Genomic DNA, 22,818 nt, shown 5'->3' with positions numbered 1-22,818 from the left:
TTACAACTCCTGCTTCCAATTCTGGGTGCGCAGCACGTCGGCAAAGACGCCCGCCGCAGTCACTTCGGTACCGGCGCCATAGCCACGCAGCACCAGCGGGATCGGCTGGTAGTAGGTGGAGAAGAAGGCGAGCGCGTTCTCCCCGTCTTTGACCTTGAACAGCGGCTCGTCGCCACCGACCGCCTTGATGGCGACCTTGCACTTGCCACCTTCGATGGAGCCCACATAGCGCAGCACCTTGCCTTCACGCTGGGCCGCGGCGAACTGGTCGCGGAACCAGCCGTCAGCCTCCGGCAGGCGGGCCATAAAGGCTTCCACGTCGCCGCTGGCGTCAAAGCCCGGCGGCAGCGCCTGCTCTACCTCGACATCGGAGAGCTCCAGCGCCATGCCGGCTTCGCGAGCCAGAATGAGCAGCTTGCGCGCCACATCCATGCCGTTGAGATCGTCGCGAGGATCCGGCTCGGTAAAACCATTGCTGCGGGCAATCTTGGTGGCTTCAGAGAAGGCCATCCCTTCATCCAGCTTGCCGAAGATAAAGGAGAGCGAACCGGACAGAATGCCATCGAAGGCACGTAGCTTGTCTCCGGCCTTGATGAGGTTCTGCAGGTTCTCGATAACCGGCAGACCGGCGCCGACGTTGGTCTCGTACAGGAACTTGCGGCGAGTCTGGCGGGCGGTGCGGCGCAGCGCCTTATAGTAATCGAGCGAGCCGGTGTTGGCCTTCTTGTTCGGAGTCACCACGTGGAAACCGGCGGCCAAGAAGTCGGCATACTGAACGGCCACCGCCTCGGAGGAGGTGCAGTCGACGATCACCGGGTTGATGATGTGGCTATCTTCCACCAGCTTTTTCACCCCTTCCAGCGAGAAGCTGTCACGGGCTTCCACCAGCTGTTCACGCCAGTTGGCGAGGTTCAGGCCATCCTTGTTGACCGCCATCTGGCGGCTGTTGGCGATGCCGACCACGCGAAGGCCAGTGCCCTGCTCGGCCAGTACCGGTTGCTGGCGGGCAATCTGATCCACCAGCGCGGCACCGACGCCGCCGACCCCGACCACAAACAGATCGATAAACTGCTGGCTGCCAAAGAAGTTCTGGTGGCACGCCTTGATGGCTTCCGCCACCTTGCGATCCCGCACCACCGCCGAGATGGAGCGCTCGCTAGAACCCTGCGCGATAGCGACGATATTGATGGAGGCTTGCGCCAGCGAGGTGAAGAAGCGGGCCGCCATCCCCTTGCTGGTGCGCATGCCGTCACCGATCAGGGAGATGATCGCCAGATCGCTGATGATATCCAGCGGCTCCAGCAGCTGGTTTTTGAATTCGAGCTCGAACTCGCGCTCCAGCACCTTGCGGGTCTTCTCGCTGTCGTAGCTGTGGATACAGAAGCTGACGCTGTACTCGGAAGATGACTGGGTGATCAGCACGATACTGACCCCGGCGCGGGAGACGGCGGAGAAGATGCGACCGGCCATGCCGACCATCCCCTTCATGCCGGGGCCGGAGACGTTGAACATGCACATGCCGGAGAGATCCGAGATGGCCTTCACTTTCAGGTCATCGTCGCCGCTCTCGGGGCCGATCAGGGTGCCCGGCCCTTGCGGGTTGAAGCTGTTCTTGATGAGGCAGGGAATATGGAACTGGGCCACCGGCGCGATGGTTTTCGGGTGCAGCACCTTGGCACCGAAGTAGGAGAGCTCCATCGCCTCCTTGTAGGAGAGGGTTTTCAGCAGGTAGGCATCCGGCACCAGACGGGGGTCGCAGCTGTAGCAGCCCTCGACGTCAGTCCAGATCTCGCAGCACTCGGCATCGACGCAGGCAGCCAGCACGGCGGCGGAGTAGTCGGAGCCATTACGGCCCAGCAGCACGGTCTCGCCCTTGTCGCTGCCACCGGTAAAGCCCGGCATCAGGTAAAGACAGTCGCTACGCAGACCCTTGGCGGCAAAGCGCAGGCGGGAGGCTTCGATATCGACGTGCGCTTCCAGATAACCGCCGTCGGTGACCAGCAGATCTTCCGGTACGATCAGCTCCAGATCCAGACCGCGCACTCGCAGCAGTTCGTGCATAAAGGCGATGGAGAGGTTCTCGCCACGGCTCAGAATGCGCGCTTGCACGTTGTCCGGGCAGAGCCCCAGCAGACGGATGCCCTGCATCAGCCGCTCCACCTGATCCAGCTCGGCGGTGAGACGGGCCAGCAGCGCCTTGTCATCGAGCGCCGGATAGGCCGCCTTCAACCCGGCCAGCAGGCGGGAGAAGATACCGTTCACTTCAAACAGGGTGGAACTGGCATCCATGCCGCGACTGGTCTGTTCCACCAGCGCCACCAGATGATTGGTCACCTTGGCAGGTGCAGAGAGCACCAGGGCTACCTGAGATTGGCCGTGGGTGTTGACCGCGATATCGGCCACCCGTAAAAAACGTTCTGCATCGGCCAGTGAAGACCCGCCAAATTTCAACACTCTCATCGCTTTCTCTCCCTGTAAATCTATGAAATTCAATCTAAAAACCAGTCCAACAAAAAGGCCCGTACTGGGTGGGTACGGGCCTTTTCTGATTTCTGTGCTTGTTCGTCAGCGCATCAACCGGCCCCAGTGCCACCTGTGGTGGTACCGGTAATAATGGTGGTGGTGATGACGTTGGTGAATAACTGCATGACGAACACTCGTTGACGAAGCTGGCTTTTAGCAATACCGCGGCGGGCGGCGGGCTGTCAACCTAAACCTCTTTGCTACTCACGCCCAAAGCGGCGAGCAAGGTCTTTGCAGAGCAGGTGGAGCATGTTCAAATCCCGCTGCGGCAGCATGGGTACCCGGTCCATCACCCATTGATGCAGTTTTTCATCCTGCGAAACTCCGAGTTCACCCAGCAATTCTGCTATTTTGCTTTTCAGCACCCGAACCTGCCCGGCATTCTCAAAATTTTCTGCTACCGCAGCGGCGCCGTCGGCGTTCAGCTCATCCATCAGCTGACTCATCTCGTAGGCGTAGAGCATGATCGCCTGCCCCAGATTGAGAGACGGGTAGCTCACCTTGAGGGGCAGATAGCTGATGAGATCGACCTCGGCCAGCTGCTCGTTGGAGAGCCCCGACTCCTCGCAGCCAAAAACGATGGCGACCTTGTTGAGGGAAGGCTTGCTGCGGATCTGCTCGCGGATCTCCCCCGGGGTGAGGTAGTGCTGGTAGCGACCGCGCTCACGGGCGGTGGTGGCGATCACCAGATCCATGTCCGCCAGCGCCTCGGGCAGGGTATCGAACGCTTCGGCCTGAGTCAGGATCTCCTGGGCGCCGTGAGCCACCCAGCTCGCCTCCTCCTCTTCGTGTACCCGGCTCGCGACCAGTCGCATGGCATCGAATCCCATGGTTTTCATGGCGCGGGCAGCCGCCCCCACATTCGCAGGTCGGGCAGGTGCCACCAGGACAAAATAGAGCTTCATCGGGTTTCCTCACAGGCCGAACGGCCTCTCAAACAGACAGCAAACAGTCGCTAAACCATCACCAAAACAGGGGCGCAATCTACCGTTTATCCCCGAAAATTGCCACTTGAACAGACGTTTGAATGTTGCGATAGTGGCCAGACGTGTGAACAAATTACACCCAATCCTTCGCGCTATCGGCCCGACAGATCACAAGGAAGAGAGAGATGCAGCAGCCATTGGAACAGGCCGTCGCCGAGACTATCTTGCAACGCTTCGAGTCGTTTTACAGCCGGTTTCTCGAGATAACCCAGGGCAGCAAGAGCCGCTTCGAGAACAGTGACTGGCTGGGGGTGCAGCTCGCCGGGCGCGAGCGAATTCGCCTCTATGACCACCATGTGGGGGCAACCGCCAGCTCCATCCGCCAGATGATGGGGGAGCACCACGCCACCCAGGAGCTGCTCAAGCGGGTCAAAAGCGCCTTCAGCGATCTATTGCCCCGTTGTGACAACTTCGAGGTGGCGGAGTCCTTCTTCAACTCCGTCTATCGCCGGATCTTTCGCCATCGCAATATCCGCGACGAGAACCTCTATATCCACCCCTTTGTCAGCCGTGGCGAAAAACCGGACCTGAGCGCCCTGCTGCGGATCTATCGCACCGATCTGGCCCATCTGCCGCAGACCTTGAGCCAGCTTTTGGGGGATTACAGCTTCACCCTCCCCTACGAGGACAAGCAGCGGGATATTGTCGACATCCACCGCCATCTTGCGGAGAACGGCCCGCAAATCCTCCATGACGAGCCGTTTGCCATCGAGCTCCTCAAAGAGGTGTTCTACCGCAACAAAGGGGCCTATCTGGTGGGGCTGATCCGGGCCCGGGATCAGGTGTTCCCCTTTATCCTGCCCCTGCTCAGCACCGGCCACAGCATCTATGTGGATACAGTTATCTTCGAGCCGGACCTCGCCTCCATCGTGTTTGGTTTCGCCCGCGCCTATTTCATGGTCTATGCCCGCGAACCGGCGCTGTTTGTCGCCTTCCTGCGCCAGATCATGCCCCACAAGCCCGATTACGAGATCTACAACGCCATTGGCTGCCAGAAGCATGGCAAGACCGAGCTCTATCGCCACTACCGTCACCATCTGGCCCAGAGTCGGGATCAGTTCATCATCGCTCCCGGCATCAAGGGGATGGTGATGAGCGTGTTCACCCTCCCCTCCTACGATGTGGTGTTCAAGGTGATAAAAGACGAGTTCACCCCGCCCAAGGATGTGAGCCACGAGCAGGTGAAGGCAAAATACCGGCTGGTTAAACAGCACGACCGGGTTGGCCGGATGGCCGATACCCAGGAGTTCACCAACTTCGAGTTTCCGCTGGATCGCATCTCGCCCGAACTCCTTGCCGAGCTCAAGACGGTGGCACCGTCAGCCCTCACCATCAGCGACGACAAGCTGGTGATCAAGCACCTCTATACCGAGCGCAAGATGATCCCCCTCAACCTCTATCTGGACAAGGCGGACGAGCAGCAAACCCGCCTCGCGCTGGAGGAGTACGGCAACGCCATCAAGCAGCTGGCGGCGGCCAACATCTTCCCGGGGGACATGCTGTTCAAGAACTTCGGCGTCACCCGCCACGGCCGGGTGGTTTTCTACGACTACGACGAGATCTGCTACATGACGGAGTGCAACTTCCGCCAGATCCCGCCGCCGCGCTACCCCGAGGATGAGTGGAGCGCCGAGCCCTGGTACTCGGTGGCCCCCAACGACATCTTCCCCGAGGAGTTCGCCACCTTCCTGCTGCAAAAGCCACAGGTGCGCGAGATCATGTTGCAGTTGCACAAGGAGATGTTCGACGCCAACTACTGGAAGATGCTGCAGAGCAACATCAAGGTGGGGGTATTCGAGGATGTCTATCCCTACCGGCGCAAGAAGCGCTTCAAGTACCAGCGCGGCGGCTGATCCCGCAGCGCCCGCCCACATCGCAGCAACGAAAACGGGGTGGCCAAAGCCACCCCGTTTTGCTGACCGCTGCGCGACTTAACTGCCGCGACGGCGGATCACCCCCTCCTGCATGGTGCTCGCCACCAGCATGCCATCACGGGTAAAAAACTGGCCGCGCACCAGACCGCGACCGCTGCTGGCGCTCGGGCTGTCTACCACGTAGAGCAGCCAGTCGTCGAAGCGGAAATCCCGGTGGAACCACATGGAGTGATCGATGGTGGCCACCTGCATATCCGGCTCCCAGTAGGACACCCCGTGGGGCTGCAGCGAGGTGAGCAGGAAGTTGAAGTCGGAGGCGTAGGCCAGCAGGTATTTGTGCACCCGCAGATCATCCGGCATCTGGCCGTTGGCCTTGAACCAGACGTGACGCACCGGATCCTGCACCGTTGGCCGAATAGGGTCGACCAGGGTCACCGGGCGCATCTCGATGGGCTGCTCGCAGAGGATCTTGTCGCGCAGGGAGGCCGGGATCAGGTTCTCGTAGGGGCGCACCAGCTCCAGCTCGCTCTTGAGCTCCTCCGGCGGGGTGATGCCGGTGGGCATCTGCGCCTGATGCTCGAAACCGTCGGCCGGCACCTGAAACGAGGCGTTGAGATAGAAAATGGGCTTGCCGCCCTGAATCGCCTTGACCCGGCGAGTGGAGACGGTCTGGCCGTCACGGATATTCTCCACGTCATAGACGATGGGACGGGTCACATCCCCCGGACGCAGGAAGTAGGAGTGAAAACTGTGAACCTGACGGCCGGTCTCGACCGTCTGCTTGGCGGCTGACAAGGCCTGCCCCATTACCTGTCCGCCAAACACGGCCCGCAGACCGAGATCCTGGCTCTGGCCCCGAAACAGGCCCTCCTCGATTTTTTCCAGCGCCAGCAACGCCAGCAGCTCATCAAGTACCTTGCTCATTGTTCACTCCTCTATCAGAGCCGCACAGGCTAACAAGCTCACCGGAGCAGAGCAACCGCCACAACCCCTTCCGCCCGCCAAAGGGAACTTCAAGGGCCATACGCCGCGACCAACAGCATTTATCGAGTCTGTTTTTTCCCTGCCAGAACCGCTACGCTGTCAGCAATCGATAGAGGTGAGGTCACCCGCCATGCACATCCGTTATCCGGTCACTCCCTCTGCCACTTATCGCCTCCGCTCGTCCCTTCGCTTTCTTGCCACCCTGTTTGCTCTCTCGCTGCTCCCGGCCGCCACGGTGCAGAGCGCGGTGATTATCACCGGCGAATTGCCCCCCTACTCTTCGGCGACGCTGGCCAATGGCGGCGAGCTGGCGAGCAAGGTGCTCACTACCCTCAAAGCGGCGGGCCACCCGGATCTGCGGGTCTCCTACCAACCCTGGCCGAGAGGACTTAAAAACATCGAACTGGGCAACGCCATCGCCGCCTTCCCTTTTACCTGGACCAACGAGCGCAGCAACACCCTGCTGTTCAGTACCCCCATCGCATTCGATATCCAGTCCTGGTACACCACGCCCGACAAGAAGGGGCTGGAATCCCCGCCCTGGCAGCAGAAAACCGCCTGCGTGCCCAAGGGGTGGTTCTCCGATGCTATCGAGCGGGTGACCATCGAGCAGAAGCTGATCGTCAGAACCACCAACCGCCTCAACCAGTGTGTCGAACTGCTGAAAAAGGGCAAAGTCGATCTGGTGCCCATCAACGACACCTCGAAAAAGAACCTCTCGGAGGAGGACAACGCCGCCCTCTACCGCCTCTCGTTGTTTCGCCAGAACGTCACCTTCTATCTGGTCACCGCCCGCAATGAAGAGGGAGAGATGTTTATACGTGACTTCAACAAAGAGTGGATGACACCGGCCAACTGAGGAGTGTGAGAGCAATCATTACCACATGACCAGAGCCAGCCGGCAGCTGGAGGTCCCCCGCTAGAGATGAAAAAGGCCCGCACCAGTTGGTGCGGGCCTTTGCTTGGCCGACTGTGCGCTATTTGACGGCGCGCAGTTCGCAACGGGTTGTCGGCTTACTTGCTGCCGGTACCTGAGTTGCGGGTAGAGGCTTGCGGCTTGCGACGGGCGGTGGTGGCGCGAGCGCGCGGCTCTTTGCCCTGCATCTCTTTGTGACGCTGCACAGCACGACGGATCTGGGCGGCCTGCTTGTGACGGCTGGTTTTGCCATCCTGCTGCAGATCGACCTTGGATTCGGTCTCCGGCGGCAGGTTGACCAGACCGCGCAGATAGTTCACTTCCGGCAGTTTCAGCTCTTGCCAGCCACCACGGGGGATGCCGCGGTCCAGCTTGACGTCGCCGTAGCGGATCCGCATCAGGCGGCTCACCTGCACTTCCTGGGATTCCCACAGGCGGCGCACTTCACGGTTGCGACCTTCGGTCAGGGTGACGTTGAACCACTGGTTCAGACCCTCACCGCCAGCCGGTTTGATCTTGTTGAACTTGGCGGTGCCATCTTCCAGCTGCACGCCCTTGCGCAGACGCTGCAGCATGGCTTCGGTGATTTCGCCAAAGACACGTACCGCGTATTCCCGCTCCACTTCGTGGCTCGGGTGCATCAGACGGTTGGCCAGCTCACCATCGGTGGTGAACAGCAGCAGACCGGAGGTGTTGACGTCGAGGCGGCCGACCGCGATCCAGCGGGCACCTTCCATCTTGGGCAGACGATCAAACACGGTGGGACGACCTTCCGGATCGTGACGGGTACACATCTCCCCTTCCGGCTTGTGGTAAGCCAGTACGCGGCAGATCACTTCCTCTGCGGCACGGGTCTTGACCTGGTGACCATCCACCCGGATCACGGCGTTCACTTCGACGCGATCCCCCAGCGTGGCGACCTTGCCATCCACACTGACCCGACCTGCGGTGATCAGGGCCTCCATCTCACGACGGGAGCCGTGACCCGCGCGGGCCAACACTTTTTGCAGTTTTTCACTCATCGGGGTTACCTGATTGTTGATCGCTGCCCACCGGTAAAAGGGGCAACGGGGTTAACTGTAACAAACGCCGGTTGGAGCCTTCGTCACAGTTGAAAAATGTATATCTCGGTGACATCGGCACGCTTGGGCGCCATTCACCGGGCATCGTTCTCCCCGTCCACCGCAGAGGGCAACAGGGGTTGCAGCTCCGGATCCAGCTCGGGGAGCTGCTCCAGACTCTGCAGATTAAAGTAATCCAGAAACTCTCTGGTGGTGGCGAGCAGTTCGGGGCGACCGGCCACCTCTTTGTGGCCTATGCTGCGCACCCAGCCACGCTCTTTCAGGGTATTCACTATCTGGCTCGACACCGCAACCCCGCGGATCGCTTCGATCTCGGCCCGGGTGATGGGTTGGCGATAGGCGATCAGGGTCAGTGTCTCCATCACGGCGCGGGAATAGCGCGGCGCCCGCTCGCTCCAGAGCCTTGATAGCTCCTCGGCATACTCCTGACGCGCCTGAAAGCGCCAGCCGGAGGCGACCTCTTTGAGTTCGACGCCCCGCGAGCTGTAATCTTGCCTGATCTCGGCCAACAGCAGCTGAACATAACGGCTGGTCACCGGATAATCCGCCAGCACGCTGCTTTTCAGCTCGCTGACATTGAGCGGGCGACCGGCCACAAACAGCGCCGCTTCGATCAGGGTCTTGAGTCGTTCAGTGGGCAGCGCCACGGTTGCCCTCCTCGCTCTGCTCGGCCAATGCAAAATGGATTGGGCCAAGGGGTTCTGCCTGCAGGATCCAGATCAGTTGCTCCTTGCACAGCTCCAGCAGGGCCAGAAACGTCACCAGTACCCCCATGCGCCCCTCTTCGGCGCGCAGCACCTGCTCAAGGCGCAGGGTCTGGCCCAGCGTGAGCATGGCGAGGATCTCCGCCATGCGCACCCGGGTCGGGATCTGTTCGCGGCGGATCTGGTGATGTTCGAAATGAGTCGCGCGTTTTACCACACTTTGCATGTAAAGGGCGAGCTCAACCAGCGAAACATCGGGCGCCAGTGGCTTGAGGGCGCCAAAATCGGGGGGCAAGGCGGCTGCGATATAAATCTCCCGCTCCACCCGTGGCAGCTCATTGACCCTCTCTGCACCTACCTTGTAACGCTCGTACTCCTGCAGGCGGCGGATCAGGGTCACCCGCGGGTCTTCCCCCTCCTCTTCATCCTCCAGCTCCGGCGCCTTGGGCAGCAGCAGGCGGGATTTTATCTCCGCCAGCCAGGCCGCCATCAGCAGATATTCGGCCGCCAGCTCAAGGTTGAGTCCCTGCATCAGCTCCACGTACTCCATGTACTGGGCGGTGATCTGCAGGATCGGCAGGTTGAGGATATCGAGCTGCTGGCGTCGGATAAGGTAGAGCAGCAGATCCAGCGGCCCCTCGAAGGTATCGAGGAACACCTCCAGCGCATCGGGCGGGATGAACAAGTCCTGGGGCAGCTCGTGATAGGGCTGCCCCAGGACTTTCGCGATGGGTAGCGCGGAGCCAGCCCCCATCTCGGCAGCGGGGACTGTCACCGGTTCAGCGACATCACTCAAACGGGGTTGGATCTCCGGCGCCGCGACGACGCAATACCGGCTCGTCGTCAGAGAAATCGACCACTGTGGTGGGCTGCTCGCCCAGATAGCCGCCGTTGACCACCAGATCGATCTGCTTGCCCAGCTTGTCGAAGATCTCTTCCGGGTCGAACTCGGCCATCTCGGAGTCCGGCAGGATCAATGTGGTGGAGAGCAGCGGCTCGCCGAGTGCTTCCAAGAGCGCCTGGGCAATCTTGTTGTCCGGCACCCGGATGCCGATGCTCTTTTTCTTCTCGTTCATCAGGCGGCGCGGCACCTCTTTGGTCGCCTTGAAGATGAAGGTGTAGGCGCCCGGGGTGTTGTTCTTGATCAGGCGAAACGCGCTGTTGTCGACCTTGGCGTAGGTGGAGATCTCGGAGAGATCGCGGCACACCAGGGTGAAGTCGTGGTTGGCGTCGAGGCGACGGATGCGGCAGATGCGTTCCAGCGCGCCCTTGTCACCCATCTGGCAACCCAGCGCATAACCGGAGTCGGTCGGATAGACGATGACGCCGCCGTTCTGGATGATCTGTACCGCCTGACCGATCAGACGGGCCTGGGGGTTTTCCGGATGTACGTAAAAATGCTGACTCATAGCTTGTTCTCGCAATGGGGGCAGCAATACCTGCCCGCTCGTATGGTCACGGGTCAAAGACCCATGACACTACCTTAACCTGTTTGTGGCTGCTTCGCTGGCGCCGTTACCGGCTCGCCAGCAGCTCGGCATACTGTTCGGTGGTGAGCCCAAAGTGACCGGGATAGGCCAACCACACCATGGGAATCCCCCCTTTCCCGGCTTGTTCCCTATTTCGCTGGCGCCGTTACCGACTCGCCAGCAGCTCGGCATACTGTTCGGTGGTGAGCCCAAAGTGACCGGGATAGGCCAACCAGACGGGCATTCCCTCTTTGGGCAGCCAGAGATGGCGGCCCAGCTCGGTCCAGTTGGAGGGGAAGTGAAAATCCGATCCCACCGAGATATAGAGGTCGTGATCCTTGGCCCACTGGCCCAGATTGGCCCGCTCCTGCGGGCTCTGCTGAGGCAATGAGACCTCCATGGCATCGCCACCGGCCGCCTTGAAAGCCACCAGCAGCCGCTTGATCCACTTGGCGGTGAGATCGTAACGGCTGGGGTGGGCCAGCACCGCCAGCCCACCAGCGGCGTGAATGGCGGTGATGGCTTCACTCATCTCGGGCCACTCGGCCGGGGCATAGCCTTTATTGCCACGGCTCAGGTACTTTTTGAATACCTTCTGCATATTGTCGGCCACCCCGCGTGCCACCAGCACCCGGGCAAAGTGGGCGCGGGTCACGGCGGCGTCACCGGCGAGCGCCTTGGCCTCTTCATAGGTGCCGGGGATGAGGCACTTTTCCAGACGACGCCCGATTTCCTGCGCGCGCGCCTCGCGACGGGCCAGCTGACCAGCCAGAAAGTCGGTCAGCTGCGGATTTTTTTCATCCACCCCCAGTGCCACGATATGGATCTCGTGGTGCTCCCAGCCGGTGGAGATCTCGACCCCGCTCACCAGTCGCAGCGGCAGTTGCTCGGCTTCGATAGTGCGACGCACCTCATCAAGCCCGGCGAAGGTGTCGTGGTCAGTAACTGCTAACACCTCGACCTGTTTTTCGGCAGCGCGGCGCACCAGTTCGGCCGGGCTCAGCACCCCGTCGGAGGCAGTGGTATGGCAGTGAAGATCGAATCTCATCAGGTTATTCCGCTCTCGTGGTCAGGTCACCATTCATGGCAAATCGGTGAAAGAAGGCTAAAAAGCGACTTGACTTGGCCGCGGCTTTATCGTTTTCTGTAGGCACTTCATTGCAAACATCTTTTTACAGGACTTTATCATGCAAACGACTTCCATCCTGACCATCTGGTGGTGGCACACTCCCTGACATGCGGGCGTGTGGTCGTTGCTGTACCTGTAATCTGACAGCAAATTAAGAACCCAAAGAAAAAGCCCGCTGACCCCAGCGGGCTTTTTTATTATCCGGCAAATGGACCTGTGATGAAACCGAGAATTCAGACAAGCAAGCTGACCTGGCGATGGCGCCCCTGAACCAGCCACCCCAGACCAATTAAATTTCTAAGGAATTCAATGTCATGAACATCGGTAAAACGCATCACACGCAAGGGAACGCACTATGACAGCCACACATCGCCTTCCTCTGGGTGAATTCGATACCCTCAAGCTCAACGCCCCCTATGTGGCCGATCCGCTGGCGCTCTATACCCGCCTCTGTCAGGGCCGCCCCAACAACCTGCTGCTGGAATCGGTGGAGATCGACTCCAAGGCAGGCAAACAGAGCCTGCTACTGGTAGACGCCTGCCTGCGCATCGAGTGCCGTGGCCGCACCGTGCGGGTTCGCAGCCTGAACGACAACGGCGCCCAGTTGCAGAGCCTGCTGGCCGAGCGGCTGCCTGCGGTGGTGGCTCGTTCGCTGGTAGATGGCGAGCTGCAACTCGACTTCCCTGCCTCCGATCGGGAGCTGGACGAAGATTCCCGCCTCAAGGGGAGCAGCGTGCTGGACGTGCTGCGCACCCTGCAGCGGGAGCTTGATTGCCAGCTCGGCAAAGAAGCGCTCTTTATGGCGGGCAGCTTCGCCTACGACCTCATCGCCTCTTTTGAAGATCTGCCCGAAGTGCCACAGGGGAGCAATGACTGCCCCGACTACTGCTTCTACGTGGCCGAGACCCTGATCACCATCGACCATATCGAACGCACCACTCAACTGCTGGCCTGTATCTTTGGCGGCGATAGCGACGAAAGCCAGGTTGAAGACAGATACACCCGCCTGACCGAACGGCTCACCGACTTCAAACAGATTGGCCAGCAACCCCTCTGCGCCGAGCTGACCACCCAGCCCCTGACCGGCGGCATGGGCGTGGACAAGAGCGACAAACAGTTCTGCGCCGAGGTAGAGAAGCTCAAGGGCTTTATCCGCCGTGGCGACATCTTTCAGGTGGTGCCGTCCCGCTGCTTCTCCTTGCCCTGCCCGAGCCCCCTGGCCGCCTATCGCCGCCTCAAACAGACCAACCCCAGCCCCTACATGTTCTACGTGCAGGATGAGGGCTTCACCCTGTTTGGCGCCTCGCCGGAGAGCGCGGTGAAATTCTGCGCCGCCAGCCGCGACGTGGAGATGTACCCCATCGCCGGTACCCGCCGCCGCGGCTTCAACCCGGATGGCAGCATCAACCGGGATCTCGATGGCCGCATCGAGCTGGAACTGCGTCAGGACGAAAAAGAGGTGGCCGAGCACCTGATGCTGGTGGATCTGGGCCGCAACGACATCGCCCGCATCTCGGAGCCCGGCACCCGCTACGTCAAGGAGCTGCTGAAAGTGGATCGCTACAGCCACGTGATGCACCTGGTCTCCAAGGTGGTCGGCACCTTGCGCTCAGACCTTGACGCCCTGCACGCCTATCAGGCCTGCATGAACATGGGCACCCTCACCGGCGCACCGAAGATCCGCGCCAGCGAGCTTATTCGCATGGTGGAAGGCAAGCGCCGCGGCAGCTACGGCGGCGCGGTCGGCTACATCAACGGCGCCGGCGAGATGGATACCTGCATCGTCATTCGCTCGGCTTTCGTGAAAGATGGCGTGGCCCATGTGCAGGCCGGTGCCGGGGTGGTCTATGACTCCAAGCCGCAAGCAGAAGCGGACGAAACCCGCGCCAAGGCGGCCGCCGTGCTGGCCGCCATCGCTGCCAGCCATGGCACCTCCCTGCAAGCTCTGAGTGCCCAGCAGGAGCAACATAAGGACGTGAGCCATGACTAATATCTTCCTGCTCGATAACTTCGATTCATTTACCTACAACCTCGTTGACCAGTTCCGATCCCTCGGCTATCCGGTGCGGATCTACCGCAACAGCCTGCCGGCCAGCCGCATCATGAGCGAAATCGCCGCCTGTGAAGGGGACGCCGTACTGGTGCTCTCGCCGGGCCCGGGCGCCCCCCACGAAGCGGGTTGCCTCATAGACCTCATCAAGCTGGCCCGTGGTCAGGTACCCATCCTCGGTATCTGCCTCGGTCATCAGGCCCTGTGCGAAGCCTACGGCGGCACCGTCGGCGCGGCAGGCGAAATCGTCCACGGCAAGCGTTCGCTGATTGAGCACAACGGCCACGGCGCCTTCGCCGGTCTGCCGAGCCCGCTGCCGGTGGCCCGCTACCACTCGCTGGTCGCTACCTATGTTCCGGAAGAGCTGACGGTGATTGCCCACTATCAGGGCATGCCCATGGCCATCGAGCAGCAGGATGAGCGGGTGCTGGGCTTCCAGTTCCATCCCGAATCCATCATGACCTCGGAAGGGGCCCGTCTGCTGACTCAGGCGCTCGCCCATATCACTCGTCCAGAAAGCAGCGTGCGGTAAGGTAAGGAGACCAACATGCATCATCATCTCAACACCCTCTATCAGGGTCAGTCTCTGAGCCGTGAAAGTACCCGCGACGCCTTCGGCCAGGTGGTACGTGGCGAAGTGGACCCCATCGTACTCGCAAGCCTGCTGACCGCCCTCAAGATCAAGGGAGAGACCCCGGAGGAGATCGCCGGCGCCGCCGAGGCTCTCTTGGCAGAAGCGCGTGACTTCCCGCGTCCGGACTATGAATTTTGCGACATCGTCGGCACCGGTGGCGATGGTCTCAACACCATCAACGTCTCCACCACCTCGGCGCTGGTCGCCGCCGCTTGCGGCCTGAAAGTGGCCAAGCACGGCAACCGCTCGGTCTCGAGCAAGTCGGGTTCGAGCGATCTGCTCGATAAAATGGGCATCAAGCTCGACATGAGCCCGGCGCAGGCGCGCCGCTGTCTGGACGAGCTCGGCATCTGCTTTTTGTTCGCCCCCCAGTACCACGCCGGGGTGCGCCACGCCATGCCGGTGCGTCAGGCCCTCAAGACCCGCACCCTGTTCAACGTGCTGGGGCCGCTTATCAACCCCGCTCGTCCCACCTATCAGCTGATGGGGGTCTATGCCCCCGAGCTGGTGCGCCCCATCGCAGAAACCCTGCTGGCACTGGGGCTGAAAACCGGTATGGTGGTTCACGGCGCCGGGCTGGATGAGATTGCCATCCACGGCCCGACCCAGGTGGCCCAGATCCGTGACGGCGAGATCCGCGAATTTATGATCACCCCGGCTGACTTTGGCCTCGAGACCTATCCGGTCAGCGCCATTCAGGGCGGTGAGCCTGAAGAGAACCGCGCCATCACCGCCGCCATTCTGGAAGGGCGTGGCACCCCGGCCCACAACGCCGCCATCGCCGCCAATGTGGCGCCGCTGCTGCTGATGGCGGGCAAGGCGAAGGATCTCAAGAGCGCGGCGGCCGAGGTGCTGGCGGTGCTGGCTAGCGGCAAGACGGCGGAGCTGGCCGCTCGGCTCGCCACTTTAAGCCATCAGAATGCGGGCCAGCAGGAGGCATGATGTCAGCCACCACATTGCACAGCAGTCATTCAGAACGCCCGCAGGGCAAGAGCCAGTTTCGCAAGGATAACGAGATGTCAGACCTTATTGCCCCCCATGCATTTCTGAACATGGCCTCCATCAGCCAGACCATCCTCGGCAAGATCGTGGCGGCCAAACAGGAGTGGGTCGCCGCCCGCAAGCAGGCCCAGCCGCTGGAGAGCTTCCAGAGCACGCTGACCCCCAGCGATCGGGATTTCGTCGGGGCGCTCAAGGCGGGCTCCACCCGCTTTATTCTGGAGTGCAAGAAGGCCTCCCCCTCCAAGGGCTTGATCCGCGACGATTTCAGCCCGGAGGCCATCGCCGACATCTATGGCAAATACGCCACCGCCATCTCGGTGCTGACCGACGAGAAGTTCTTTCAGGGGGATTTCGCCTTTTTGCCGCGGGTGCGCAGCCGCGTCAGCCAGCCGGTGCTCTGCAAGGATTTCATGATTGACCCCTATCAGGTCTATCTGGCCCGCCACTATCAGGCGGACGCCATCCTGCTGATGCTCTCCGTGCTCACCGACGAGGGCTATCGCGCCCTGTTCGCGGTGGCCAAAGAGCTGGGCCTTGGCGTACTCACCGAGGTGAGCAACGAGGAGGAGCTGACCCGCGCCATCGCGCTGGGCGCGCCGGTGATTGGCATCAACAACCGGGATCTGCGCGACTTGAGCGTCGATCTCGCCCGCACCAAACAGCTGGCCAAAGACATTCCAAGCGATCGGGTGGTGATCAGCGAGTCCGGCATCAACCACCGCGCTCAGGTAGCGGATCTGCGCCACCACGCCAAAGGCTTTCTGGTGGGCTCATCCCTGATGGCCGAGCCGGACCTGGAAGCGGCAGTGCGCAAGCTGGTACTGGGCCAGAACAAGGTGTGCGGCCTCACCCGCGCCGAGGATGCTGCCGCCGCCCATCAGGCGGGCGCGGTATTTGGGGGTCTTATCTTTGTGGCCAAAAGCCCGCGCTATGTGGACATCCCCGCCGCCCGCGCCGTGATGGCGGGCGCACAGCTCTCCTACGTCGGGGTATTTCGCAACGCCCAGCCCGCCACCATCGCCAAGACGGTGGAGGCGCTGGGGCTCGCCGCTGTCCAGCTGCACGGGGATGAGGATGCCGCCTATATCGAGATCCTGCGTCCCCTGCTGCCAACCGGCTGCCAGATCTGGAAAGCCGTAGGCGTCTCTCTTGGCAAGGAAAGCGGCGAGCCGCTGCCCGCCCTCGACTACCCGGCCGATCGCCTGCTTCTGGATACGAAAGTCGGCAGCCAGAGCGGCGGTACCGGTCAGGCGTTCGACTGGGCCCTGCTGGCCACGCTCGACAAGAACAAGCTGATGCTGGCGGGCGGCCTTAACCCCGACAACGCCCTGCAAGCGGCACAAGTGGGCTGCCTCGGCCTTGATTTCAACTCCGGGGTAGAGAGTGCCCCGGGCCAGAAGGATGCGCACAAGATTGCAGCCGCCTTCGGCGCACTGCGCAACCTGTAACGCAACCCTTTTTGACGTTTCGATTTAGCTAATACAAGGAAGAAGCCATGACCCTGCTCAACCCGTTTTTCGGTGAATTTGGTGGCATGTATGTGCCCCAAATCCTTATCCCGGCCCTGCTCCAGCTGGAGAAAGCCTTTGTCGATGCCAAGGATGATCCAGCCTTTATCGCCGAGTTTCAGTCCCTGCTGACCGAGTATGCCGGTCGCCCGACCCCGCTCACCCTGACCCGCAATCTGACCAAGGGCACCAAGACCCGCCTCTATCTCAAGCGTGAAGACCTGCTGCACGGCGGCGCCCACAAGACCAACCAGGTGCTGGGTCAGGCGCTGCTGGCCAAGCGGATGGGCAAGAGCGAGATCATCGCCGAGACCGGTGCCGGTCAGCATGGCGTGGCCACTGCACTGGCCTGCGCCCTGCTCGGCCTCAAGTGCCGGGTCTATATGGGTGCCAAGGATTGCGAGCGCCAGAAGCCCAACGTCTTTCGCATGAAGCTGATGGGCGCCACCGTCATTCCGGTGCACTCAGGCTCGTCCACCCTGAAAGATGCCTGCAACGAGGCACTGCGCGACTGGGCTGCCAACTACGAGTCGGCCCACTACCTGCTCGGCACCGCCGCGGGCCCGCACCCCTTCCCCACTATCGTGCGGGAGTTCCAGAAGATGATCGGCGAAGAGGCCAAGGCCCAGTGTTTCGAGAAGGAGGAGCGGCTGCCCGATGCGGTGATCGCCTGCGTCGGCGGCGGGTCGAACGCCATCGGCATGTTTGCCGACTTTATCGATGAGCCGTCGGTGCGTCTGATCGGTGTCGAGCCGGGCGGTCACGGTATCGAGAGCGGCGAGCACGGCGCACCGCTCGGTCACGGCAGCAAGGGGGTCTTCTTTGGCATGCACTCCTACCTGATGCAGGACAATCAGGGGCAAATTCAGGAGTCCTACTCCGTCTCGGCGGGGCTGGATTTCCCCTCCGTCGGCCCGCAGCACGCCCATCTGGCTGCCATCGGCCGCGCCGAGTACCCCTCGGTGACCGACAAGGAGGCGCTGGACGCCTTCCAGGAGCTGGCCAAATCCGAAGGCATTATCCCGGCGCTGGAGTCCTCCCACGCGCTGGCCCACGCCCTCAAGATGGCCCGCAGTGAACCGGAAAAAGAGCAGGTGCTCATCGTCAACCTCTCCGGCCGTGGCGACAAAGATATCTTCACCGTCGCTGACATTTTTGAGAAAGAAGGAACCTTGTCATGAACCGTTACGCACAACTCTTCTCCCGTCTGGACAAGGCCAATCAGGGCGCCTTTGTGCCGTTCGTGATGCTGGGTGACCCCAGCCCCGAATTGTCGCTGGCCATCGTCGATGCGCTGGTCGCAGGGGGCGCCGATGCCCTCGAACTCGGCATTCCCTTCTCCGATCCGGTGGCGGACGGCCCCACCATTCAGGGCGCCGCCCTGCGCGCGTTTGCCAGCCACACCACCCCGGACGACTGCTTCGAGCTGCTCGGCCGCATCCGCGCCAAGTACCCGCAGTTGCCCATTGGCCTCTTGGTCTACGCCAACCTGGTCTATGTGCGCAAAATTGACGGCTTCTACGAGAAGTGCCAGCAGGCAGGTGTGGATTCGGTGCTGGTCGCCGACGTGCCGGTGCAGATGTGCGCCCCCTACAAGGCGGCGGCCGACAAGTTTGGCATCGACAGCATCTTTATCGCCCCGCCCAATGGCGATGCCGAGACCCTGAAACAGGTGGCGGAGCTCGGCAATGGTTACACCTATCTGGTGAGCCGCGCCGGCGTCACCGGTGCCGAGACCAAGGCCGGTATGCCGGTGGAGGGGCTGATCAATACTCTGCGCGAGTTCAACGCCCCCCCCGCCCTGCTCGGCTTTGGCATCAGCGAACCGGCTCAGGTGCGTGAGGCCATCGCCGCTGGCGCCGCCGGTGCCATCTCCGGCTCCGCCGTGGTAAAGATCATCGAGACCCACCACCAGAACCCGGAGCATATGCTGACTCGTCTGAAGGAGTTTGTGGAAGGGATGAAGGCCGCGACCAATCGATAAAGAATGACATTGGCCAAATGCTATTGGCCGTGAGTGCAGAAAGGGAGCCTGACCGGCTCCCTTTCTATTTCCTGCTTGTTGCCACTCCCAGCGTCTTTGTCCCCTCTCCCCTTGGGAGAGGGCTGGGGTGAGGGTATTTCCGCACTCTCTGCTAATCCGACTGCTCACTTAAACAACAGTTTTCCCTAATTGATTGAACCAGCTTAGATTTCTATCACCTTCCTCTTTCCATGTCTCAATCCGGCCCCTTAAAATAGCCAAACGACAATCCATCTCTCGGGAGAGTGTCATGGAAGCAATTGTTGCTATCTCACGGGTGAAAAGCAGCGGACTGGGGGCTGAAACTCAGGGGCGGTAGCGTGGTTTTTTGTAGGTTGGCTCAGAGCGTTGTGAAGCCCAATCTGCGAGCATCATTATTCCACCCAGATCGGGATAAACAAGGATGTAGCAGATCCGTAAAACAGATTTACAGGTATATTTTCGGTAAACGTTGGGCTTCACTTCGTTCAGCACCAACCTACGATTTTTAGCCTAACATACGAGATGGTAAAGATTATTATTTAAAATATGCTTTCCGCAGTAATTATCAAAATAGTATGGTGTTATATGAAAAACTATATTATTGGACTTATACCACCTTCCATCTAATAACCCTTAGATATTCGGTCTCATAATGCAAAACATCATCGCCACCCTTTTAGAATCACAGCTTGAGTCATTCTCAAAAGGATTTTTAGACACATCAAGAACCGTATTTTATAACGATAAGGAAAAGAGGCTTATCCACAACGGCGAATTTGGAATGCTTCGGGAGGCCTGCGTTAGAGAACTTCTAAAAAACTTTCTTCCAAACATATATGGTGTCGCTCAAGGATATGTAATCGGTCAGAATGATGAAATAAGTCACCAGTGCGACCTAATAATTTACCACAAGAGCTATACTCCTTACTTCCACACACCTGAAGAGCAGAGATTCTTTCCTATAGAATCTGTAATTGCCGTAGGTGAAATAAAATCAAAAGTCGACGGTACGGTTCTTGATGATGCGCTAGAAAAACTAGCCAATATAAAACTCATGCGAGAGGCTATAACTGACGCAGAAATTGCCCTATGCCGTCCAAGTACAGACAGAGATTATGCCCCAAAAGATTATCTCCGGGACCAAGTTGTTACATTTATTGTTTGCGAGGAATTCACCTGCAGTAATGAGATATTGTCGGGACGCATCAAGAAATCTTGGGCAGACTCGCTACCACGACATAGGGTGAATTTAATTTGCGCTATAAGAAACGGGACATGTACATATAAAGATGGTAACAATAGACCATGGATGTACCCAATAGAACCAGATGGAACCGAGCTGCCTGTGCGCCTAGTAGTACCGGCCCCAGGTAAATATGGCCACATTGCATTGTTCCTCAGATACCTAATAATTCTCATAGAAGATAACACTGTGCTATATCCAGAGCTAACAAGGCACCTAAATAGCCTTTTTGTTTGCAGTAACATTGACATATCTTAAATCTAACCATGCGATCAAATTGTTCGTTCAGCTCACTGTAGGCGGCTAAAGCCGGCCCATTAGGTTATTTTTATATTCGTAGGATAAACATCGGTCTATAAAGCAATAAATTAGCACAATATCAGGACACCCACCTTTCTGAGCAAGACGCCACATAGCCAGAATCAAAGAGATGGGTGTCCTGGGTCTGATTTGTTACTCAGCCACAATTTATCCAATAACAATTTCCCTCCCCACCACTACCTCTCCTTTCTCCACTCCCGCCACCCCATCAATATCAGCATCAATACAACCCCCGGCAACCAAACCCAGTAGAGCTCGGAGAGGATCACCGCTTCACCTCGGGCAGTGAGATAGGCCTCCAGCTTGAAGGGGGCGACCCGGATCACCTGCCAGGGGGCAAAGAAACGCTCGTCACGCCACGGCCAGAGCCAGCCAACCCCCTTGCCGCCGGTGGTGAGCGAATCGAGCAGGCTGTGGGAGAGCAGCGACACCAGCAGAAACGACCAGACGGTGGCGGCGCTGGCCCGAAATTGGCGGTGAAACAGCATGGCCAGCGTGGGCAGGGCAAAGGCGAACAACAGGGAGTGGGTAAAGCCGCGGTGGCCAAAGACATGGCCGTAGGCGACCCCCAGTTTGAAGGCAAGCACATCGGCATCGGGCAGCATAGCGATAGCGACCCCAGCCAGCAGCAGGCGCGGCGGGATAATCCGGCTGCCAAGCCCGAGACCAAGGCAGAGGGGTACGGCAGCGTGGGTGACGATGGTGGGCATAGAGTGAAGCTCCAACAGAAAACGTGAGCCTACCCTACCCCCGCTCGGTGAAGTGAAGGTGAAGTGCGTCCACTGTATTGGCTCGCTGTTAGATAAACGCAGCGCCAATCTGCGTTGGCGCGTTAACTTGACATGTTCATTTAACAGCGGCTGACATGCAGAACGGGATCGTGATAAGTAGTCTCTTCGATTCACATCACAGGGATAGTGGCAGCGATGAATGTACCAAAAAGCGTCGTGCAGATTGCGAGCGTTATCAGCCTTTGGTTAATGACAGGATGCATGGCAGAGGCCGCCTCTGCGCAGCCGCAGCAAGAGCCGTACGCGCTGATCTATAACGGGCCGGTTTCTGATGGGGATAGCACCAGAGCGATTGCGGATGTGGTCAAGCAGGTGGGCTTGCCGGTCAGGTATCTCTCCAATATCGGGGCGCTGCCTGCAGAGCTCGATAATGCCAGGGTGTTTATCGTTGGCGGCACTGAGGATGATGTTGAGCCGCTCCTCAATGGGTTTACCCCGCAAGCGCGTTCGGCGTTAAAAACCTATTTGCTAAGCGGTGGCCGCTACCTCGGGATCTGTGGGGGTGCCTTTGTGGCATCCACCGGCTGGTCTGAAGAAGAGGGCTTTGTGCCGGCGCTGGGCCTTGTCCCTGCCACATCCGATGATTATGACGGCGACTTTAGCGCCAGGATCTTCCCGATCAGCTGGCTTGGTGAAGAGCGCCAGATGTATTACCAGGCCGGTCCGCAGTTTACGCCGGTGCCAAGCTCCGAGCAGGTCAAGGTTATCGCCCATTTTCAAAACCATCAGATTGCCGCGCTGATCAGCTCATACGGCAAAGGCAAGGTGGCGGTTTCCGGGCCACACCCGGAAGCACCCGAATCGTGGAAAGCCAACGCGGTGGACGGCAACCAGATGGAGTCGAATATTCATCTGGCCGCAGGACTCGTTAACGAGTTGCTCTCCGAAGAGCCCGTCACCGATTCGAAGTAGGCGCGTCCCTACGCCCCTGGATGTGACCCCATTGCTCGGCCCGGAAGTGAGGGCAGCCAATCAGCCGCAATCCATAAAAAACCACCGACCTGCAAAAGGTCGGTGGTTTTTTTATCGGTGGTAGATAACGGGTAGCCGATACGAAGCGTTCGCTACCTCAACTTTCGCCCGGGAGCGAGCACTACTCTTCCTGCTCCTCCGGTTGTCTCTCCTCACCCCGTATCTGTAGCAGCTCTTCGACCCTGGCTTGCCACTTGTCGTGGGCCTGTTTGCGCTCCTGCTGCATAAATGCTTCTCGCATGGTGTCGATTTTCTGGTCAAGTGTTTCCATCAGAGTGTCTCCTTGTGTGACCGCGTAAAGACTGGCTGACGGCGCGTTGGCCAACCTGCTCCCCTAATCTGACACCGCTAATGCCGTTACTGCCCAATCAAATAATCGATTGGAAATGCTAAAACCAATCTAAAAATTCTTTTTCGTGTTTATTCCACCACGCCAGCGCAAGGGAAACAGACCGCTCAGAGCGGGATGATCCGGCACGTGGCCAACACATGATTGAGTGCAGTCGTCCCCCTTTTCAGGGGAATGAGGCGCCGTTGCCCCATCCGTCCAGTGGGGGGTACCGGCAGATTTCCGGGATGTTGCTGTGCCCATGATCACACAGTCACAACTCTCGCCCTCCTCTCA

General features: G+C 59.7%; 20 protein-coding genes. 10 read left to right on the top strand and 10 right to left on the bottom strand.

Annotation, left to right across the window (positions count from 1 at the left end; genetic code table 11):
* Complete coding sequence (gene thrA / locus LRL22_RS00330; RefSeq protein WP_270904423.1) at positions 1–2,460, bottom strand: bifunctional aspartate kinase/homoserine dehydrogenase I; 2,460 nt, start codon at positions 2,458–2,460, stop codon at positions 1–3.
* Positions 2,461–2,723: 263 nt separating this feature from the next.
* Positions 2,724–3,428, bottom strand: coding sequence for a tRNA/rRNA methyltransferase (locus tag LRL22_RS00325; protein WP_270904422.1), 705 nt, complete (start codon positions 3,426–3,428; stop codon positions 2,724–2,726).
* A gap of 206 nt (positions 3,429–3,634) precedes the next feature.
* Between LRL22_RS00325 and aceK the strand changes: the two genes are divergently transcribed.
* Positions 3,635–5,362 (top strand): bifunctional isocitrate dehydrogenase kinase/phosphatase, encoded by a 1,728-nt coding sequence (gene aceK, locus LRL22_RS00320; RefSeq protein ID WP_058059117.1) that lies wholly within the window; start codon positions 3,635–3,637, stop codon positions 5,360–5,362.
* Positions 5,363–5,440: 78 nt separating this feature from the next.
* On the opposite strand, the gene tesB is transcribed toward aceK, so the two are convergent.
* A complete protein-coding gene (gene tesB / locus LRL22_RS00315) occupies positions 5,441–6,307 on the bottom strand; it encodes an acyl-CoA thioesterase II (protein WP_019445657.1) in 867 nt (288 codons plus the stop codon).
* A 190-nt stretch (positions 6,308–6,497) separates the two neighbouring features.
* Here tesB and LRL22_RS00310 point away from each other — a divergent pair, with 190 nt between their 5' ends.
* Positions 6,498–7,226 carry a transporter substrate-binding domain-containing protein gene (locus LRL22_RS00310; protein WP_265784249.1) on the top strand — a complete coding sequence of 243 codons (729 nt, stop codon included), beginning with the start codon at positions 6,498–6,500 and terminating at the stop codon, positions 7,224–7,226.
* A gap of 155 nt (positions 7,227–7,381) precedes the next feature.
* Here the strand turns inward: LRL22_RS00310 and rluB are convergent, their stop codons facing one another.
* The 5 genes from rluB to rnm all read right to left on the bottom strand — a co-directional run bounded on the left by rluB (position 7,382) and on the right by rnm (position 11,586).
* Positions 7,382–8,305, bottom strand: coding sequence for a 23S rRNA pseudouridine(2605) synthase RluB (gene rluB, locus LRL22_RS00305; protein ID WP_005347347.1), 924 nt, complete (start codon positions 8,303–8,305; stop codon positions 7,382–7,384).
* Positions 8,306–8,439: 134 nt separating this feature from the next.
* Positions 8,440–9,012 (bottom strand): SMC-Scp complex subunit ScpB, encoded by a 573-nt coding sequence (gene scpB, locus LRL22_RS00300; protein WP_005338125.1) that lies wholly within the window; start codon positions 9,010–9,012, stop codon positions 8,440–8,442.
* Positions 8,996–9,865, bottom strand: a complete 870-nt coding sequence (locus LRL22_RS00295; RefSeq protein ID WP_270904421.1) for a segregation and condensation protein A — start codon at positions 9,863–9,865, stop codon at positions 8,996–8,998. The genes scpB and LRL22_RS00295 overlap by 17 nt, the downstream gene beginning before the upstream one ends.
* Entirely contained in the window at positions 9,858–10,478 is a 621-nt protein-coding gene (locus LRL22_RS00290; RefSeq protein WP_005338129.1) for an L-threonylcarbamoyladenylate synthase, read from the bottom strand. The genes LRL22_RS00295 and LRL22_RS00290 overlap by 8 nt, the downstream gene beginning before the upstream one ends.
* A gap of 226 nt (positions 10,479–10,704) precedes the next feature.
* Positions 10,705–11,586 (bottom strand): RNase RNM, encoded by an 882-nt coding sequence (gene rnm, locus LRL22_RS00285; RefSeq protein ID WP_270904420.1) that lies wholly within the window; start codon positions 11,584–11,586, stop codon positions 10,705–10,707.
* Between the two features lie 436 nt (positions 11,587–12,022).
* Between rnm and LRL22_RS00280 the strand changes: the two genes are divergently transcribed.
* The 7 genes from LRL22_RS00280 to LRL22_RS00250 all read left to right on the top strand — a co-directional run bounded on the left by LRL22_RS00280 (position 12,023) and on the right by LRL22_RS00250 (position 20,367).
* Positions 12,023–13,657: an anthranilate synthase component 1 gene (locus LRL22_RS00280; RefSeq protein WP_270904419.1), complete on the top strand. Its 1,635-nt coding sequence runs from the start codon at positions 12,023–12,025 to the stop codon at positions 13,655–13,657.
* Entirely contained in the window at positions 13,650–14,249 is a 600-nt protein-coding gene (locus LRL22_RS00275) for an aminodeoxychorismate/anthranilate synthase component II (RefSeq protein WP_005359135.1), read from the top strand. The genes LRL22_RS00280 and LRL22_RS00275 overlap by 8 nt, the downstream gene beginning before the upstream one ends.
* A gap of 15 nt (positions 14,250–14,264) precedes the next feature.
* Positions 14,265–15,293: an anthranilate phosphoribosyltransferase gene (gene trpD, locus LRL22_RS00270; RefSeq protein WP_270904418.1), complete on the top strand. Its 1,029-nt coding sequence runs from the start codon at positions 14,265–14,267 to the stop codon at positions 15,291–15,293.
* Positions 15,293–16,801, top strand: coding sequence for a bifunctional indole-3-glycerol-phosphate synthase TrpC/phosphoribosylanthranilate isomerase TrpF (gene trpCF / locus LRL22_RS00265; protein WP_270904630.1), 1,509 nt, complete (start codon positions 15,293–15,295; stop codon positions 16,799–16,801). Before trpD ends, trpCF begins: the two co-directional genes overlap by 1 nt.
* 47 nt (positions 16,802–16,848) lie before the next feature.
* Complete coding sequence (trpB, locus tag LRL22_RS00260) at positions 16,849–18,042, top strand: tryptophan synthase subunit beta (protein ID WP_005347359.1); 1,194 nt, start codon at positions 16,849–16,851, stop codon at positions 18,040–18,042.
* Complete coding sequence (gene trpA, locus LRL22_RS00255; RefSeq protein ID WP_270904417.1) at positions 18,039–18,845, top strand: tryptophan synthase subunit alpha; 807 nt, start codon at positions 18,039–18,041, stop codon at positions 18,843–18,845. The genes trpB and trpA overlap by 4 nt, the downstream gene beginning before the upstream one ends.
* A 673-nt stretch (positions 18,846–19,518) precedes the next feature.
* The gene (locus LRL22_RS00250; RefSeq protein ID WP_270904416.1) at positions 19,519–20,367 is read left to right on the top strand and encodes a DUF6602 domain-containing protein; all 849 of its coding nucleotides are present in this window, start codon (positions 19,519–19,521) and stop codon (positions 20,365–20,367) included.
* Between the two features lie 239 nt (positions 20,368–20,606).
* Here the strand turns inward: LRL22_RS00250 and LRL22_RS00245 are convergent, their stop codons facing one another.
* Complete coding sequence (locus LRL22_RS00245; protein WP_257687842.1) at positions 20,607–21,140, bottom strand: metal-dependent hydrolase; 534 nt, start codon at positions 21,138–21,140, stop codon at positions 20,607–20,609.
* 216 nt (positions 21,141–21,356) lie between these two features.
* Here LRL22_RS00245 and LRL22_RS00240 point away from each other — a divergent pair, with 216 nt between their 5' ends.
* Entirely contained in the window at positions 21,357–22,133 is a 777-nt protein-coding gene (locus LRL22_RS00240; protein ID WP_270904415.1) for a BPL-N domain-containing protein, read from the top strand.
* A gap of 181 nt (positions 22,134–22,314) precedes the next feature.
* Here LRL22_RS00240 and LRL22_RS00235 read toward each other — a convergent pair whose 3' ends face one another.
* On the bottom strand, positions 22,315–22,464 hold the full coding sequence (locus tag LRL22_RS00235) for a hypothetical protein (RefSeq protein ID WP_005338159.1): 150 nt from the start codon (positions 22,462–22,464) through the stop codon (positions 22,315–22,317).
* Between the last annotated feature and the right edge of the window lie 354 nt (positions 22,465–22,818).

This window comes from Aeromonas sp. PI_26, assembly GCF_027854445.1.
Taxonomy (GTDB): Bacteria; Pseudomonadota; Gammaproteobacteria; order Enterobacterales; family Aeromonadaceae; genus Aeromonas; species Aeromonas veronii.
Note: the sequence above shows the minus strand (reverse complement) of the source record. Positions and strands in the feature narration are given on the sequence as shown.

What these genes read in the sequence shown, in the direction of transcription:
- thrA (WP_270904423.1), bottom strand. Translation starts at nt 2,460, where the DNA reads ATGAGAGTGTTGAAATTTGGCGGGTCTTCACTGGCCGATGCAGAACGT.
- LRL22_RS00325 (WP_270904422.1), bottom strand. Translation starts at nt 3,428, where the DNA reads ATGAAGCTCTATTTTGTCCTGGTGGCACCTGCCCGACCTGCGAATGTG.
- aceK (WP_058059117.1), top strand. Translation starts at nt 3,635, where the DNA reads ATGCAGCAGCCATTGGAACAGGCCGTCGCCGAGACTATCTTGCAACGC.
- tesB (WP_019445657.1), bottom strand. Translation starts at nt 6,307, where the DNA reads ATGAGCAAGGTACTTGATGAGCTGCTGGCGTTGCTGGCGCTGGAAAAA.
- LRL22_RS00310 (WP_265784249.1), top strand. Translation starts at nt 6,498, where the DNA reads ATGCACATCCGTTATCCGGTCACTCCCTCTGCCACTTATCGCCTCCGC.
- rluB (WP_005347347.1), bottom strand. Translation starts at nt 8,305, where the DNA reads ATGAGTGAAAAACTGCAAAAAGTGTTGGCCCGCGCGGGTCACGGCTCC.
- LRL22_RS00290 (WP_005338129.1), bottom strand. Translation starts at nt 10,478, where the DNA reads ATGAGTCAGCATTTTTACGTACATCCGGAAAACCCCCAGGCCCGTCTG.
- rnm (WP_270904420.1), bottom strand. Translation starts at nt 11,586, where the DNA reads ATGAGATTCGATCTTCACTGCCATACCACTGCCTCCGACGGGGTGCTG.
- LRL22_RS00280 (WP_270904419.1), top strand. Translation starts at nt 12,023, where the DNA reads ATGACAGCCACACATCGCCTTCCTCTGGGTGAATTCGATACCCTCAAG.
- LRL22_RS00275 (WP_005359135.1), top strand. Translation starts at nt 13,650, where the DNA reads ATGACTAATATCTTCCTGCTCGATAACTTCGATTCATTTACCTACAAC.
- trpD (WP_270904418.1), top strand. Translation starts at nt 14,265, where the DNA reads ATGCATCATCATCTCAACACCCTCTATCAGGGTCAGTCTCTGAGCCGT.
- trpCF (WP_270904630.1), top strand. Translation starts at nt 15,293, where the DNA reads ATGTCAGCCACCACATTGCACAGCAGTCATTCAGAACGCCCGCAGGGC.
- trpB (WP_005347359.1), top strand. Translation starts at nt 16,849, where the DNA reads ATGACCCTGCTCAACCCGTTTTTCGGTGAATTTGGTGGCATGTATGTG.
- trpA (WP_270904417.1), top strand. Translation starts at nt 18,039, where the DNA reads ATGAACCGTTACGCACAACTCTTCTCCCGTCTGGACAAGGCCAATCAG.
- LRL22_RS00250 (WP_270904416.1), top strand. Translation starts at nt 19,519, where the DNA reads ATGCAAAACATCATCGCCACCCTTTTAGAATCACAGCTTGAGTCATTC.
- LRL22_RS00245 (WP_257687842.1), bottom strand. Translation starts at nt 21,140, where the DNA reads ATGCCCACCATCGTCACCCACGCTGCCGTACCCCTCTGCCTTGGTCTC.
- LRL22_RS00240 (WP_270904415.1), top strand. Translation starts at nt 21,357, where the DNA reads ATGAATGTACCAAAAAGCGTCGTGCAGATTGCGAGCGTTATCAGCCTT.
- LRL22_RS00235 (WP_005338159.1), bottom strand. Translation starts at nt 22,464, where the DNA reads ATGGAAACACTTGACCAGAAAATCGACACCATGCGAGAAGCATTTATG.